The sequence below is a fragment of the Lentzea kristufekii genome (assembly GCF_033949925.1).
Classification (GTDB): domain Bacteria; phylum Actinomycetota; class Actinomycetes; order Mycobacteriales; family Pseudonocardiaceae; genus Lentzea; species Lentzea kristufekii.
Window position 1 is genome coordinate 18,835 of sequence record NZ_JAXAVV010000039.1, and the last position, 13,321, is coordinate 32,155.

15 protein-coding genes are annotated in these 13,321 nt (G+C 69.3%); 9 read left to right on the forward strand and 6 right to left on the reverse strand.

Annotation, left to right across the window (positions count from 1 at the left end; all coding sequences use genetic code 11):
- The first annotated feature begins 36 nt into the window (after positions 1-36).
- The 3 genes from SK571_RS43405 to SK571_RS43415 are packed head-to-tail and all read left to right on the forward strand — an operon-like array spanning position 37 to position 1,658.
- Positions 37-654 (forward strand): DsbA family oxidoreductase, encoded by a 618-nt coding sequence (locus SK571_RS43405; protein WP_319989947.1) that lies wholly within the window; start codon positions 37-39, stop codon positions 652-654.
- Position 655: 1 nt separating this feature from the next.
- On the forward strand, positions 656-1,000 hold the full coding sequence (locus SK571_RS43410; RefSeq protein ID WP_319989948.1) for an STAS domain-containing protein: 345 nt from the start codon (positions 656-658) through the stop codon (positions 998-1,000).
- Positions 990-1,658: a DUF1345 domain-containing protein gene (locus SK571_RS43415; RefSeq protein WP_319989949.1), complete on the forward strand. Its 669-nt coding sequence runs from the start codon at positions 990-992 to the stop codon at positions 1,656-1,658. Before SK571_RS43410 ends, SK571_RS43415 begins: the two co-directional genes overlap by 11 nt.
- Here the strand turns inward: SK571_RS43415 and SK571_RS43420 are convergent, their stop codons facing one another.
- Positions 1,659-2,099, reverse strand: coding sequence for a helix-turn-helix domain-containing protein (locus SK571_RS43420; protein WP_319989950.1), 441 nt, complete (start codon positions 2,097-2,099; stop codon positions 1,659-1,661).
- Positions 2,100-2,171: 72 nt separating this feature from the next.
- Between SK571_RS43420 and SK571_RS43425 the strand changes: the two genes are divergently transcribed.
- Complete coding sequence (locus tag SK571_RS43425; RefSeq protein ID WP_319989951.1) at positions 2,172-3,365, forward strand: MFS transporter; 1,194 nt, start codon at positions 2,172-2,174, stop codon at positions 3,363-3,365.
- Positions 3,362-3,619 (forward strand): Smr/MutS family protein, encoded by a 258-nt coding sequence (locus tag SK571_RS43430; protein ID WP_319989952.1) that lies wholly within the window; start codon positions 3,362-3,364, stop codon positions 3,617-3,619. Before SK571_RS43425 ends, SK571_RS43430 begins: the two co-directional genes overlap by 4 nt.
- A gap of 3 nt (positions 3,620-3,622) precedes the next feature.
- On the opposite strand, the gene SK571_RS43435 is transcribed toward SK571_RS43430, so the two are convergent.
- The 4 genes from SK571_RS43435 to SK571_RS43450 all read right to left on the reverse strand — a co-directional run bounded on the left by SK571_RS43435 (position 3,623) and on the right by SK571_RS43450 (position 7,916).
- The gene (locus tag SK571_RS43435) at positions 3,623-4,393 is read right to left on the reverse strand and encodes an MHYT domain-containing protein (RefSeq protein WP_319989953.1); all 771 of its coding nucleotides are present in this window, start codon (positions 4,391-4,393) and stop codon (positions 3,623-3,625) included.
- Positions 4,394-4,523: 130 nt separating this feature from the next.
- A complete protein-coding gene (locus SK571_RS43440; protein WP_319989954.1) occupies positions 4,524-5,549 on the reverse strand; it encodes a cobalamin B12-binding domain-containing protein in 1,026 nt (341 codons plus the stop codon).
- Positions 5,546-7,006: a PP2C family protein-serine/threonine phosphatase gene (locus SK571_RS43445; protein WP_319989955.1), complete on the reverse strand. Its 1,461-nt coding sequence runs from the start codon at positions 7,004-7,006 to the stop codon at positions 5,546-5,548. Before SK571_RS43445 ends, SK571_RS43440 begins: the two co-directional genes overlap by 4 nt.
- 79 nt (positions 7,007-7,085) lie before the next feature.
- Complete coding sequence (locus SK571_RS43450) at positions 7,086-7,916, reverse strand: PhzF family phenazine biosynthesis protein (protein ID WP_319989956.1); 831 nt, start codon at positions 7,914-7,916, stop codon at positions 7,086-7,088.
- Positions 7,917-8,050: 134 nt separating this feature from the next.
- On the opposite strand from SK571_RS43450, the gene SK571_RS43455 reads away from it, so the two are divergent.
- Entirely contained in the window at positions 8,051-9,283 is a 1,233-nt protein-coding gene (locus SK571_RS43455; RefSeq protein WP_319989957.1) for an extracellular catalytic domain type 2 short-chain-length polyhydroxyalkanoate depolymerase, read from the forward strand.
- Between the two features lie 46 nt (positions 9,284-9,329).
- Here SK571_RS43455 and SK571_RS43460 read toward each other — a convergent pair whose 3' ends face one another.
- The gene (locus tag SK571_RS43460; RefSeq protein ID WP_319989958.1) at positions 9,330-10,178 is read right to left on the reverse strand and encodes an endo alpha-1,4 polygalactosaminidase; all 849 of its coding nucleotides are present in this window, start codon (positions 10,176-10,178) and stop codon (positions 9,330-9,332) included.
- Between the two features lie 174 nt (positions 10,179-10,352).
- Here SK571_RS43460 and SK571_RS43465 point away from each other — a divergent pair, with 174 nt between their 5' ends.
- Genes SK571_RS43465 through SK571_RS43475 form a run of 3 tightly spaced genes read left to right on the forward strand, consistent with a single transcriptional unit; the run spans position 10,353 to position 13,308 of the window.
- Complete coding sequence (locus SK571_RS43465) at positions 10,353-11,621, forward strand: ABC transporter substrate-binding protein (protein WP_319989959.1); 1,269 nt, start codon at positions 10,353-10,355, stop codon at positions 11,619-11,621.
- Positions 11,618-12,505 (forward strand): carbohydrate ABC transporter permease, encoded by an 888-nt coding sequence (locus tag SK571_RS43470; protein ID WP_319989960.1) that lies wholly within the window; start codon positions 11,618-11,620, stop codon positions 12,503-12,505. The genes SK571_RS43465 and SK571_RS43470 overlap by 4 nt, the downstream gene beginning before the upstream one ends.
- On the forward strand, positions 12,502-13,308 hold the full coding sequence (locus tag SK571_RS43475; protein WP_319989961.1) for a carbohydrate ABC transporter permease: 807 nt from the start codon (positions 12,502-12,504) through the stop codon (positions 13,306-13,308). Before SK571_RS43470 ends, SK571_RS43475 begins: the two co-directional genes overlap by 4 nt.
- Positions 13,309-13,321 lie beyond the last annotated feature (13 nt).

Below are 13,321 nucleotides of genomic sequence, written 5' to 3' on the forward strand. Positions count from 1 at the left end.
ACGGACGGGGTGGCGCGGGCGTGACATGATCGAACGATGCAGGTCGAGTTCTGGGCTGACGTCATCTGTCCGTGGTGCTACATCGGCAAGGCGCGCTTCGAGAAGGCGCTGGCCGGGTTCGAGCACCGCGCCGAGGTCACCGTGGTGCACCGCGCGTTCGAGCTGGATCCGCGCAAGGAGGGCGTCGAGTCCGTGCAGGCCATGCTCGCCACCAAGTTCGGCCCGCGCGCCGCCGAGATGGAGGACTCCGTCGCCCAGCTCGCGCGCGACGAGGGACTTGAATACCGCCTGGACCGCGAGGTCGGCAACACCTTCGACGTGCACCGGCTGCTGCACCTGGCGGGGGAGCGCGGCGTCCAGGCCGAGGTCCTCAACGCCGTGCTGCACGCCAACTTCGGGCAGGCGCGGTCGCTGTTCACGCCCGAGTCGCTGACCGAGATCGCGACCGAGGCCGGCCTCGACGCCGCCGACGTGAAGACCGTTCTCGAAGACCCCGCGGTGTACGCCGACGAGGTGCGCGCCGACGAGCAGCGCGCTCGTGAGATCGGTGTCTCCGGCGTCCCGTTCGTGGTCGTCGCCGGACGTCTCGCGGTGGCCGGTGCGCAGCCGGCCGAACTGTTCGGGCGAGCGTTGACTCAGGCTTGGGAGGCGTGAGGTGGAAGAGACGCCGTTGAAGGTCGAGTCCGAGAACCTCTCCGGCGCGGTCGTGTTGCGCGCTGAGGGCGAGGTCGACTCCTACTCCGCGGAACTGTTGCGCGACAAGCTTTCCGAGGCGTTCGGCGCGGGGCTCCCCGTCGTGCTGGACCTCAGCGCGGTCGAGTTCTTCGCGTCCGCAGGCCTCTCGGTGCTCGTGGAGTACCACCTGCTCGGCGAGGACCGCGGCGTCCCGTTGCGCCTGGTGTCGCCCAGGGGCAGCGTGCTGCGCGCACTGCGGGCCACCACGCTGAACGAGACCCTCGACCTGTACCTCGACGTGGACGCGGCGCTGCGTGCCGGCTGACCTGCCGTCCCGCCCGATGCCGGACGGCTTCGTGCTGGACCGCACCAAGGTCGTGGTGGCGCTCGCGGCGGGCCTCGTCTGCGGCCTCGCCGTCACCCTGACCGGGCACGGCGAGTTCGGCCTGCTGGTCGGCTGGGACGTCGCGACCCTGGTGTACCTCGTGCGGGCGTGGCTGGTCGTCTGGCCCATGGACGCCGAGGAGACCGCCCAGCACGCCGTCCGCAACGACCCCGCCCGGCGGGTGACCGAAGTCCTGCTGATCGTGGCGGCGTTGGCGAGCCTTGTGTCCGTGGGCTTCGTACTGGCTCGCGCATCACACACGACCGGTGCGTCCGAACTGCTGCACGTCGGTCTCGGCGTGCTGTCCGTGGTGCTGTCGTGGACCGTCGTGCACACGATCTTCACCCTGCGCTATGCCCGCCTCTACTACTACGGCGCCGACGGCGGCATCGACTTCAACCAGCCCGAACCGCCGGACTACGGCGACTTCGCGTACGTGGCGTTCAGCATCGGCATGACGTTCCAGGTGTCCGACACGAGCCTGTCCGGCCGCGAGATGCGCCGCACGGCACTGAAGCACGCCCTGCTGTCGTACCTGTTCGGCACCGGCGTGCTGGCCACGACGATCAACCTGGTCGCGAGCATCAGCAGCCAGTGATCACGCCGGGTGCTCCGCGATGAGCACCAGCGCGTCGAGCACCCGCCACCAGTCGTGCTCGCCCGCCTCGTGCCCGAGCGCCTCCGTGAGCAGGACGCACGCGCTGATCAGCCGCGCGGCCACGTCCTGGGGATCCTGCCCCGACTTCTCGGCGAGAGCGGCGGCGGTCGCCCGGAAACGCTTGCTCCTGCTCAACTTCACCACGCTCTGAGGCGTGGGCCCGGTCGTCGCCGGCGGGTCTGACGAGAACCCGATCGACAGCTCGGTGCCGAGCGCGGAAGCGAGCCTGCCCAACGCGTTCGCCGTCGGGTTCCCCCGGCCGTTCTCCAGGTTCGCGATGTAGGGCACGGACAGCCCGGCGTCGGCGGCGACCGAGGCGACGGTGCGGCCCGACGCCTGCCGCAGCGCGCGCAGTCTCGGCCCGATGGGCTCGTTCGGCACGACCGCTCCTATCTTGACAGAACACTTCGATCGACGCTCTTATTCTGTCAGACTACTACCTGGGGGTGGGCGGTGCTCGAAGCGCTGAAGGTGCGCGATTTCCGGCTGCTGTGGACCGGACGAACGGTGAGCCTGCTCGGCTCGTGGCTGCTGGTGATCGCGATCCCGGCCCACGTGTACGCGCTCACCGGCTCCCTGCTCGCGACCGGTCTCACGCTGGTCGCCGAGTACCTGCCGCCGCTGCTGCTCGGCCCGATCGCGGGCGTGGTGGCCGACCGCTGGGACCGCAGGCGGGTGATGATCACCGCGGACCTGTTCCGCGCCGCCGCGGTCGCGCTGATGCTGTGCGCGACGGCCGGACACTCGCTCTGGCTGGTCTACGCCGCACTGATCGCGGAGAGCACCGGCGCCGTGCTGTTCCGCCCGGCCGCGCAGGCCCACATCCCGGCCATCGTCGGCACCGGCAGCGGCTTGAGCAGCGCGAACTCGCTGAACGCCGCCGTCGACGGCACGGTCCGCCTCGTCGCGCCACCACTGGGCGCGGTGATCCTGACCTTCGCCGGCTTCCCGGCGCTCATCTGGATCGACGTCGCGAGCTACCTCGTCTCGGCGGCCGTGATCGCGGCCACGCGCACCACGGCGCAGGCGGTGGACAAGCGGGTGCCGGCCGACCTCGCCGGTGGCTGGAAAGTGTTGCGGGGCTTGCCCATCGCGATGGCACTGCTGCCGTTGACGGCGGTGTTCCTCGCGGCGAACGCCTCGCTCAGCGCGTTGCTCGTGCCGTTCGGCATCCGGCAACTCGGTGGCAGCGAACAGATCGGGCTCGTGGTGTCCGCGCTCGGCATCGGGTTCCTGCTCGGCGCGGTGGCGATCCGCGGACTGGTCGACCGGGTGCGGCCGAGGTTCCTGCTCGCGGCGAGCCAGCTGGCCACCGCCGTGGCGTTCCTCGTGCTCTTCGGCTCGACCTCGTTGGTCGTCGCGTTGCCCGCCGGTGTCGCGATCGGCGTGTTCGGCTCGATGACGCTCGTGACACCGCAAACGGCGTTGCAGCGGGCAGTGCCGAACGAGGCGCTCGGCCGGATCAGCGCCGTGTTCCTGACCGCGGAGGCGTTGGCGACGTTGGTCGGCGCACTGGCGGGACCGCTGCTCGCGCAGACGGTGTCGCTGTCCGCCGCCGTGGTGGTCGCCTGCGTGGTCACCGCGGGCGGCGCGCTGGCCGGACTCGCGCTGATGCCCCGCGCGGCTCAGGCAGAATGCGTGGTGTGAGCCTGGAGAAGCTGACCGTCGACCTGCACCCGATCTTCCGCAGCGACCAGGACATCGCCCAGGCCGTCCGCAACGCGCTGTTCCGCGCGGCCGGGCAGAAGGTGCCGCTGGTCGAGATCATCACGGGCAAGGGGTCCGGCAAGCTCAAGAGCCGCGTGCTCGCGATGCTCAAGCAGCCGCACGTGAAGAAGCTCTACCGGCGGGTGGAGGTCGCGCCCGGCAACGACGGAATGGTGCTGGTGCACCTCAGGTGAGGTTCAGCCCTGGCTGGTGCGCCGCATGACGCGGTCGAGCAGCTCGGCCTCTTCGCGGCTCTCCTCGTCGGACGCCGTGAGGGCGAGCAGGAAGATGATGATCACGCTGACGCCGGCCCCGCCGATGATCAGCGACGTGATCAGCTCCTGCGAGTTGCCGACGACGACCGACGCGCTGTGGTCGTGCGCCATGCTCATGGCGTACATGCCGGTGTAGTGCATGCCGGTGACGGCGACGCCCATCACCAGGGCGGCGCCGATGACGGCGAACAGGCCACTGACCTTCCGCGTGAACCACAGCGCGACGGTCGAGGCGACGACGGCGATCACGATGGACAGCGCCACGAGGCCGGGGTTGTAGCTGACGTCGGCGTTGATCACGATCGCGGACATGCCGGTGTAGTGCATCGCGGCGACGCCGAGCCCGGTGACGAGCCCGCCCGCGGCGAGTGGCCAGAAGCGCGTGTCGCCGTTGATGCCGTAGCGGCGCACCAGGAACAGGCCGGCGGCGACCACCACGATGGCGACGATCATGCTCAGCAACGTGATGGGGATGTCGTAGGCGACGTTCGCGCCCATCCAGGTGCCGAGCATCGCGGTGAAGTGCATGCCCCAGATGCCGAGCCCGCCGATCGACACCGCGGCGACGCCGATCCACCAGTTGCGCGTCGTCCTGGTCGCGTGTCGTGCTCGTTCCGCGGACAGGAGACCTAGGACGGAGCCGAGGAACGCCACGGCGTAGGCGGCGAGCGGCGTGAAGGTCCCCATGTCCATGGGCGAGATGAAAACATTTCAAATCTATTGGACACAAGGCTGTTGTGGACAATGAAATCCACTAACACGAAGGGCGATCGGCCGAGCACGCGCAGTGCACCAAAACCGTCCACAAAGGACTACTGTGCGTCTACGCGGACAGTGGACTGGCCTGCTGGGTGAGCATTCGCCGCGCGCGCGGGAAGTCGCGCAGCTGTGTGGCGAACAGTTCCAGCGCGGGTTCCAGCACCTGCGCCGGCACCCCGCGGGCGTCGAGCACGGCGCCGGTCCACTTGAGGAAGTTGTGGAACAACGAGTCGTCGTCGACGTACAGCGCGGTCGCGAGGTAGTCCACGATGTGCGCCAGGTCCTCGGCCGTGTGCTGCCGCTGTTCGTCGGTGTAGGACCGCATGGCGGGCACGCGTTCCTCGAGTCCGCGGTACACCGACCGCACGAGGTCGCGCGCGCTGCGGGACACCAGCGTGTACTCCTGGTCGGCCAGGTGCGGCAGGTCGTCGACGGGCTGGTGGGGTGTGCCCGGCGCCGTCAGCGTCCGGGACAGCAGCATGTCCGCCGCGGACCGGGCGTCGGCCGCCCAGGCGTTCGCGCCGAACCGCCGCGCGTACGCACCGTCCGTGCCGAACGCCGCGCCGCCCACCATCACCGGTACGCCGGTCGCCTGGCACGCCGTCATCGTGGAGTGCGCCACCGGCAGCCTGGTGGCGATCGAGCTGGACAGCGCCACCACGTCCGGACCCGTGCGGTGCAGGTAGGTGATGAGGTGCGGCGTGGGCACCTGCGCACCCAGGTAGTCGATGGCGAAACCGCGCAACGACAACACTTCCGCGAGCAACCGTGCGGGCAGCGCGTGCCACTCGCCGTCCACGCAGGCCACCAGCACGCGGCCGTGTTCCGGCTGCTGCCGTGGCCGGGTGATCGACAGCGCGGTGACCGCGCGGTCGTTGATGGCGGTGATCGCGTGCTCCTGCGCCACGCTGATCCGGTTCGCGGCCCACTCCCGGCCGACCCGGTGCTGCACCCCGGCGATCACCTCGAGCAGCACGGTCTCGTGGCCGAGTTCGCCGGCGGCGTCGAGCACCACGTCCGTCGCGCGGTGCTCGTCGCCGGCGAACGCGGCCTCCCACAGGGAGTCGACCGTGGTCGCCACAGTGCTCACTGAGTCCTCCTGCGCGGCGCGGTGATCGAGAGAACCGCCATGTCGTCGTGCTCGCCCTGGCCGACCCACTGCGCGGCGAGCATGTGCACGTGCTCGACCAGCGCCTCGGCCGGCATTCCACCGCAGGCCGTCAGGGCACGGCGCAGGCGGTCCTCGCCGAACTCCTCGTCGCCCAGCGGGCCGCCGTGGGCCTCGGTGATGCCGTCGGTGTAGAGCAGGCACGAGTCACCGGGCGCCAGCACCACCTCGTCGGTCGACGTCATGATCCGCGGCAGGATGCCGACGAGCGTGCCCTTGGTCTTCGCCGCCTCGATCTCGCCGTTCGCCCGCACGATCAGCGGCGGCAGATGCCCGCCCGAGGTCAGCGTCAAGCGCAGACCGTCGTCCACCGGACGCACGGTGCCGACGACGGTGGTGATGAAGCGGGACCTGTCCGTCGTGAGCAGTGCCTGGTTGAGGGCGTGCAACATCTTGTCGTGGTCGGTGACGACCTGCAGGAGCGCGTGCACGGCCGTGCGGACCTTGCCGGTCTGCGCCGCCGCGTCCAGTCCCTTGCCGCACACGTCACCGAGGACGACGAACAGCTCGTCGTCCGGCAGTTCGTGCACGTCGTAGAAGTCGCCTCCGACGCGTTCGGTGTCGGCCGCGGCGCGGTAGCGGCCGGCCAGTTCGACGTGCTCGTAACGGCGCAACGCGGGTGGCAGCAGGTCGCGGGTCAGCCGGTCGGTGATCACGGCCTGCTGGGTGAACAGGCTCGCCGCCGAGATCGCCACGCCCGCCCGCGAGGCGAACAGCCGCGCGAACGCCTCCTCGTCCTCGGTGAAGTGCCCGCTGCGGCGCATGAGGATCAACGCGCCCGCCGGCACCCCGTGCCCGGGCAGGGGCGTCACGACGATCGACGCCACGTCGTTCGCCAGCCACTCCGGTGCGGCGGCCGGGTCGATCCACCGCGACGGCACCGGCGGGAACCCGCGCAGCGCCTCGCTGAGCCCGATCACGGTCTCGACGTCGACGTGCCGCAGTTCGTACGTCGGCGTCTCAGCCCGGCGGCAGCGCGTGACGGGGTGCCCGTCGCCCGACCGCGGCGCGATCACCAGGACCTCGTCCGCGAGGTGCTCGGCGGCCATCTCGGCCACGACGGTCATGCACCGCTCGGGGTTGAGCGACGTCATCAGTGCGCTGGACACCCGTGTGAGCAACGCGGCCCGTTCCCGTTCCAGCAGCAGGTCGGTCTCGTCGAGCAGCCACCAGGTGACCGAATCGTCCTCATTGTCCACTCGGTGCGTGGTGTAGGTGCGCTCCGCGATGTGCACGGACTCGCCATGCCGCCATTGCGACGGCAGGACCTGTTCGGGGAGGAGTGACCTGGCGGCGTCGTTCATGCCGTGCACCGCACCGACGGCGTCGACGACAAGCGCGGGGCACGGCGCACGCAACCAGCTGGAAACCGTGACCACACTCGAATTGTCTCATCGAAAGCTGATCAAGAACAACGTTTGAAACCCGCCGGAGAGGGTACAAGTCCTCAAAGGACGATCACAGAACCACCCGGCCGGTGATGCCGAGCACGGAGTTCCCGCCCACCCAGATCTCGCCACCGTCCTGCGAGAGGTGCACCCGGCCCCGGCGGCCGAGCGCAGTGCCCTGGGCCGCGACGTAGCGCTGCTGGGCGATCCCCGCCGGGATGAGCCACTGCGCGATCGAGGCGTTGAGGCTGCCCGTCACCGGGTCCTCCTCGAACCGGCCGCCCTCGTTGATGAACGCCCGCACCTCGAACGCCGCCTCACCGCCGTCGGGGTGCGGCCCGACCACCCCGATGCCCGTGAACTCACCGAACCGCTGGTAGTCGGGCCGCAGTGCCAGCACGGCCGCGGCGGAGTGCAGCAGCACGGCGACCCAGCCCGGCCCGTTGTCGGCCCACTGCGCGCCGGCGATCTCCTCCGGCGTGATCGCCAGCGCCGCGGCGAGGGCCGCGTGGTCCTCGACCGGGCCGCCGCGCAGCAGCGGCGGGGCGGCGAACGCCAGTCGCGAGCCGTCTCGGCGCACCTCCACCAGCCCGGCACCGCACTCCTGCACGAGCCGGTCCGGGTCCCGCGGCGTGTTCCCGGCGGCCAGCCACGCGTGGGCCGATCCGAGCGTCGGATGGCCCGCGAAAGGCAGCTCGCGGCTCACCGTGAAAATTCGTAGCCGATAGTCGGCGGCCGGGTTCTCCGGAGGGAGGAGGAATGTCGTCTCCGCGAGGTTCGTCCAGTTCGCGAACGCCGCCATCTGCTCGGTGGTCAGGCCTTCCGCGTCATGCACCACCGCGAGCGCGTTGCCCTTGGTGAACTCGTCGGTGAACACGTCGACCTGGCTGAACGTCCGCATGACGCCAAAGCTAGTCAATGGGGTCGTTCGACGTCTGGTGAGCGCGCGAGGTGGTGACCTCACACGTGGTGCCGTCCAGTTACCGGCTCTTAACCTCGATCACATGTCCTGCCTGCAATGACGGAGGCGAACACATGCGATTGAGGAACGCGCTCGTGGCACTGGCGGCGGCCACCGGCCTGGCCGCGGCATCCCTGTCGATCTCGCTCGCGGCGGTCCCGCCACCGCAGCCCGGCACGCTCACCAAGTACGACATCACCGGCACGTACGTCAGCGGCGTGTCGTCCGGCGGCTACCTCGCCAACCAGCTCCACGTCGCGTATTCGAGCGTCTTCCAGGGCGCGGGCATCTTCTCCGCCGGCGCCTACGACTGCGCGCAGAACAACGTGAACACCGCGCTGCTCGCGTGCATGGACACCTTCCAAGCCCGCAAGACGCCCGCCGAGCTGGAGCAGCTGACCAGGAACCGGGCGGCGACGGGCAGCGTCGATCCGCCGCAGAACCTCTCGGGCGACCCGGTCTGGCTGTTCCACGGCAGCGCGGACGACACCGTCGCCCGCGTGGTGAACGACGACCTCGCCACCTACTACCGCGATTTCGGTGCACGGGTCGCTTACAACAACACCACCGCGGCCGGGCACGCCTGGGTCAGCCCGATCGGCCCGAACGCCTGCGGTGCCACGGCTTCGCCGTACGTCAACAAGTGCGGGACCGACGTGGTCAGGGAGATGCTGGCACACCTGACCGGTCCGGTGAACGCAGCTGCCTCGACCTTGTCCGGCAAGCTCGTCCAGTTCGACCAGAACGCCTACGCGCCCGGTGGCAACGCGGCGTCGATCAGCATGGGACGCGAGGGTTTCGCTTACGTGCCACGGTCGTGCGAGACGGGTCCGTGCAAGCTGATGGTGACGCTTCACGGTTGCTACCAGTACTTCGGGCTGATCGGCAACGCGTTGATGGACAAGGCGTATCTCAACGAGTACGCCGACGCCAACAACGTGATCGTGCTCTACCCGCAGGCCACCACGATGACCGGAAACCCGCGCGGCTGCTGGGACTGGTGGGGTTACCAGTCGGCCCAGTACGCGCTGAAGACCGGCCCGCAGATGACGGCCGTCGTGAACATGGTCAAGGCGTTGAGCGCCGCAGGACCACCGCCCACCACAACAACCACAACCACGACCACCACGCCGCCGACCTCTGAGTGCGTCACCGCGAGCAACTACGCCCACACCGTTGCCGGCCGCGCCTACGCCACGCTGGGACAGACCTACGCGCTGGGCTCCCACCAGCCGCTCGGGCTGTGGAACACGTTCACCACCAGCGCCATCCGGCAGACCTCGCCGAACTACTGGGTGAAGTGCTGATCGGCTGAGCTCCGGGGTGGCGGCGCGCACCGCCACCCCGGTCCCGTCAGCAGTGGTCGAACGCGTACCCGGACTGGCCGGGCCCGACGAGGTAGCGGTCGCGCAACGTCGTGGTGGCAGGGGTGTCCGGGTCGTTGCACACGTCCTCGAACGTGCCGCGAAGGTCATCGGTGTACTCGATGTCCATCACGTGTTCGAGGTACACGTCCGAATAGGACGAACACTCCTCCCACCGGTGGCACTCCTCGGAGACCGCGAAGTCGAACCCGACTTCGGAGCGTCCGCGGGCCGCCTGTTCGGCGGAGTTCTTCTGACCGATCGCGAGGCCCTTGGCGTGCGAGCGGTCGGCGAGCAGCTTCGCGTAGGCGAGGTTGTTGTTCACGCTCAGCCTGCCGCGCGAACGCAGGTAGGAGTCGAGGTTGTCCACCTCGACGGCCTTGAAGCCCTTGGCGGCGCACTGGTCGATGGTGCGGCCGATGATCGAGGCGAGCTCGGTGCGCTTCGCGGAGGTCGACGTGTCGAGCAGGAACTCGTCCGGCCAGTTCGGGTCGATGATCGGCCTGCCGGACGAGTCCTTGAGCACCAGGTGACCGCGCTGGTTCAGCCAGACGTCGCGATCCGCGGGCTGGGACTGGAACCCGTTGACGTAGCAGATGGTGTAGACGCCGGCGGCGGGCGAGGCGGTGCTGTCGCGGGTCACCAGGTTCACGCCCTGTGGCGGCGTGTACGCGGCACCGAGCTGGTAGTCGAGCACCGCGCCCACAGGGGGCAGTTCGACGGCCGCGGCCGAGATGCCGTCTGCCTGACTGGACGAGGCCAGTGGCCCGGCGACGCAGGCCGCGAGGGCGAGCGCGGCGAGGGCGGTCCCGGTGAGGGCGCGCGCAGGGGAGGTCATAAGCGCCTGACTCCTTGATCGCTCACGAGCGGTGATTGGGTATGAGCGACTGTAGCGAGAAGACGCCCTCCGGGCCAGAAAGCAATCTCAATCGGTCACAACTCTTGCTTGTTTGAGCGATTTCCGCTTAGGGTCCCCGACCACAGAGCCGCCCCCCACCCCTGAGGAGTCGACATGGCACACGGCAGAGGGCTGAGTCGCCGGACGGTGCTGACGATGGGTGCCGCACTCGTCATGACGGCGGCCTGCGGAACGGGCTCCGGCGGCGACGGCAAGGTGAAGGTGTGGCACGGCTACACCGACAAGGAGGCCGCGGCGTTCGACAAGCTCGCCGCGCGCTGGAACACCACGCACCCCGATCAGCAGGTCGAGCTGGTGTTCAACGGTGGCAACGACAACGCGCTGCAGAAGACGCTGGCGTCGTTCGCGTCGGGCAACCCGCCGGAGGTCGCCTACCAGTACGGCTCCTCGATCACCGGGCTCACCGGCCGCCCGCAGACGCAGGACCTCACCGACCTGCTGCGCGGCGACGCGGCGTTCGACTGGGACGACCTCTTCCCGGCGGGCCGCGAGGCCGCCACGGTGAACGGGAAGATCTACGGCGTTCCCGCGCTCGTCGACAACCTCTCGCTCGTCTACAACAAGAAGCTGTTCGACGAGGCCGGGATCGCCCACCCGGCCGAGTCGTGGACCTGGGAGGACTTCCGGTCGGCCGCGCGGAAGCTCAGCGGTGACGGCCGGTTCGGCTGGGCGTACGTCAACGACGGCACCGAGGACACGGTGTGGCGGTTCCTCGCGCTGCTCTGGCAGGCGGGTGGCGACCTGCTGTCCGCGGACGGGAAGAAGGCCGCGTTCGCCTCGGACGCCGGCGCGCAAGCAATGCAGCTGTTGCGCGACATGGCCGTCACGGACAAGTCGGTGTACCTCGACGCGGGCGACCAGCAGTACCTCAACCTCTTCAACTCGGGCCGGATCGGGATGCTGTGGACCGGGCCGTGGGACCTCGGTTCGATCAACGAGGACGTGTCGTACGGCGTGCAGATCCTGCCGGGCAAGGTCACCCACGCGACCATCGCGGGCCCGGACACGTTCGTCGTGTTCGGCGAGAACGGCCGCACGAACGCCCTGCCGTTCCTGAAGTGGCTGCTCTCCGCGGAGATCCACCTCGAGTTCGCGATGGAGACCGGCCACCTGCCGATCCGGCAGTCCGAAGTGGACCTCTCCGGCTACGCCGAGTTCGAGGCCAAATACCCCGGTACCAAGGTGTTCGTCGACAACCTCGCGAAGAACGTCACGAAGTCCCGGCCGAACATCCCGCAGTACCCGAAGATCTCGCAGGTGCTGGGCACCGCCGTGCAGTCGGTCCTGCTCGGCCAGGCCGAACCGCGTGCCGCGCTCGACCAGGCTCGCGGTGAGGTCGACCAGGCACTGGCGGGCTCATGACGCTCGACCGGCGCAGGCTCGCCGACCACGCGGCCGGGTGGGGGTTCGCCGCCCCCGCCGTGGTGCTCATCGGGGTGTTCGGGCTCGTCCCCGTGGTGTGGTCGTTCGTGCTGTCCTTCCAGCACACCGATCTCACCTCGCCCGGGACGTTCGCGGGCGGCGACAACTACGCGAAGCTCGTCGCCGACCCGCTGTTCTGGGACGCCGCCCGCCGCACGCTCGTCTACGTGGCGCTGTTCGTGCCGGTCACCCTCGCACTCGCGTTGCCGATCGCGGTGATGCTGAACCAGAGGATCCGCGGCGTCGTGCTGTACCGGCTCGCCGTGTCCGTGCCGCTGGTGACCTCGACGGTCGCGACCGGCATCATGTTCAGCTGGCTGGCGAACCCGCAGTTCGGGCTGGTCAACGCGGCGCTGGACGCCGTGGGCCTGCCGAAGCAGGGCTTCTTCGCCGATCCCGGTCAGGCCCTGTTCGCCGTGGTGGCGATGACGGTGTGGGGCTGGCTCGGGTTCGCGGTCATCATCTACCTGGCGGCGCTGCAGAACGTGCCGAAGGACCTGATCGAGGCGTCCTCCCTGGACGGCTGCGGCCGCGTCCGGTCGTTCTGGCACGTCGAGCTGCCGCTGGTGTCACCCGCCACCGGTTTCCTCCTGGTGTGGCTCACGATCAACGGCCTGCAGCTCTTCGACGCCGTGTACGTGACGACCAAGGGCGGGCCGCTGCGCGCGACCACCGTGCTCGTCTACCACCTCTACAACGAGGCCTTCGTGAGCTTCGACGGCGGTTACGCGGCGGCGATCGGCTGCGCGGTCTTCGTGCTGATCGCCGCGTCCACCCTCCTGCAGCTGCGGTTCAACCGCCGGTCCCACTACGAGGTTCGATGAGAAGGCCCAGCGCACTGCACCTGGTCCTGCTGCCGCTCTCCGCCGTGATGGTCACGCCCCTGGTCTGGATGCTGCTGGTGTCGGTGTCCACCCAGCAGGAGTCGCGGCGGTTCCCTCCCGGTCTGCCGAGCGGCATCGAGTGGGAGAACTACCTCGCGGCGATGCGGGACGCGCCACTGGGATCCTGGCTGGTCAACAGCTTCGTCGTCTCCACCGTGTGCGTGGCCGGCAACCTGCTGCTCTGCTCGCTGGCGGGGTACGCCTTCGCGCGCATCCGGTTCCTCGGCGGCAGGGTCGCGTTCTTCCTGATGCTGGCGACGCTGATGGTGCCGTTCCAGATCGTCATGCTGCCGTTGCTGATCATGATGCGGTCGCTGGGACTGGTCGACACGCTCGGCGCGCTGATCGCCCCCAACCTGGCCACCGCGTTCGGCGTGTTCCTGATGCGGCAGTTCTTCACCACGCTGCCCCGCGAGCTGGAGGAGGCCGCGCGAATCGACGGGGCGAGCAGGCTGCGGACGCTGCTGCAGGTGCTGCTGCCGTTGATGCGGCCCACGCTCGCGACCCTCGCGGTGCTCACCTTCCTGCAGACCTGGAACGACTTCCTGTGGCCGTTCATCGTCGTGCAGAGCCCGGACACCATGACCGTCCAGCTGGGACTGCAGAGCTTCCAGGGCGCGCACACGACGAACTGGCCGAAGCTCATGGCCGCCACGGTGCTCAGCCAGCTGCCCGTCCTGCTCGTGTTCTTCTTCGCCCAGCGGTTCTTCGTGCGGTCGGTGGCCGCAGCGGGCATCAAGTGACTGAACAACCAAA

Excerpts from the sequence above, each read along its gene's own strand:
- SK571_RS43475 (WP_319989961.1), top strand. The coding sequence starts at position 12,502 with ATGAGAAGGCCCAGCGCACTGCACCTGGTCCTGCTGCCGCTCTCCGCC.
- SK571_RS43455 (WP_319989957.1), top strand. The coding sequence starts at position 8,051 with ATGCGATTGAGGAACGCGCTCGTGGCACTGGCGGCGGCCACCGGCCTG.
- SK571_RS43470 (WP_319989960.1), top strand. The coding sequence starts at position 11,618 with ATGACGCTCGACCGGCGCAGGCTCGCCGACCACGCGGCCGGGTGGGGG.
- SK571_RS43460 (WP_319989958.1), bottom strand. The coding sequence starts at position 10,178 with ATGACCTCCCCTGCGCGCGCCCTCACCGGGACCGCCCTCGCCGCGCTC.
- SK571_RS43450 (WP_319989956.1), bottom strand. The coding sequence starts at position 7,916 with ATGCGGACGTTCAGCCAGGTCGACGTGTTCACCGACGAGTTCACCAAG.
- SK571_RS43405 (WP_319989947.1), top strand. The coding sequence starts at position 37 with ATGCAGGTCGAGTTCTGGGCTGACGTCATCTGTCCGTGGTGCTACATC.
- SK571_RS43435 (WP_319989953.1), bottom strand. The coding sequence starts at position 4,393 with ATGGACATGGGGACCTTCACGCCGCTCGCCGCCTACGCCGTGGCGTTC.
- SK571_RS43465 (WP_319989959.1), top strand. The coding sequence starts at position 10,353 with ATGGCACACGGCAGAGGGCTGAGTCGCCGGACGGTGCTGACGATGGGT.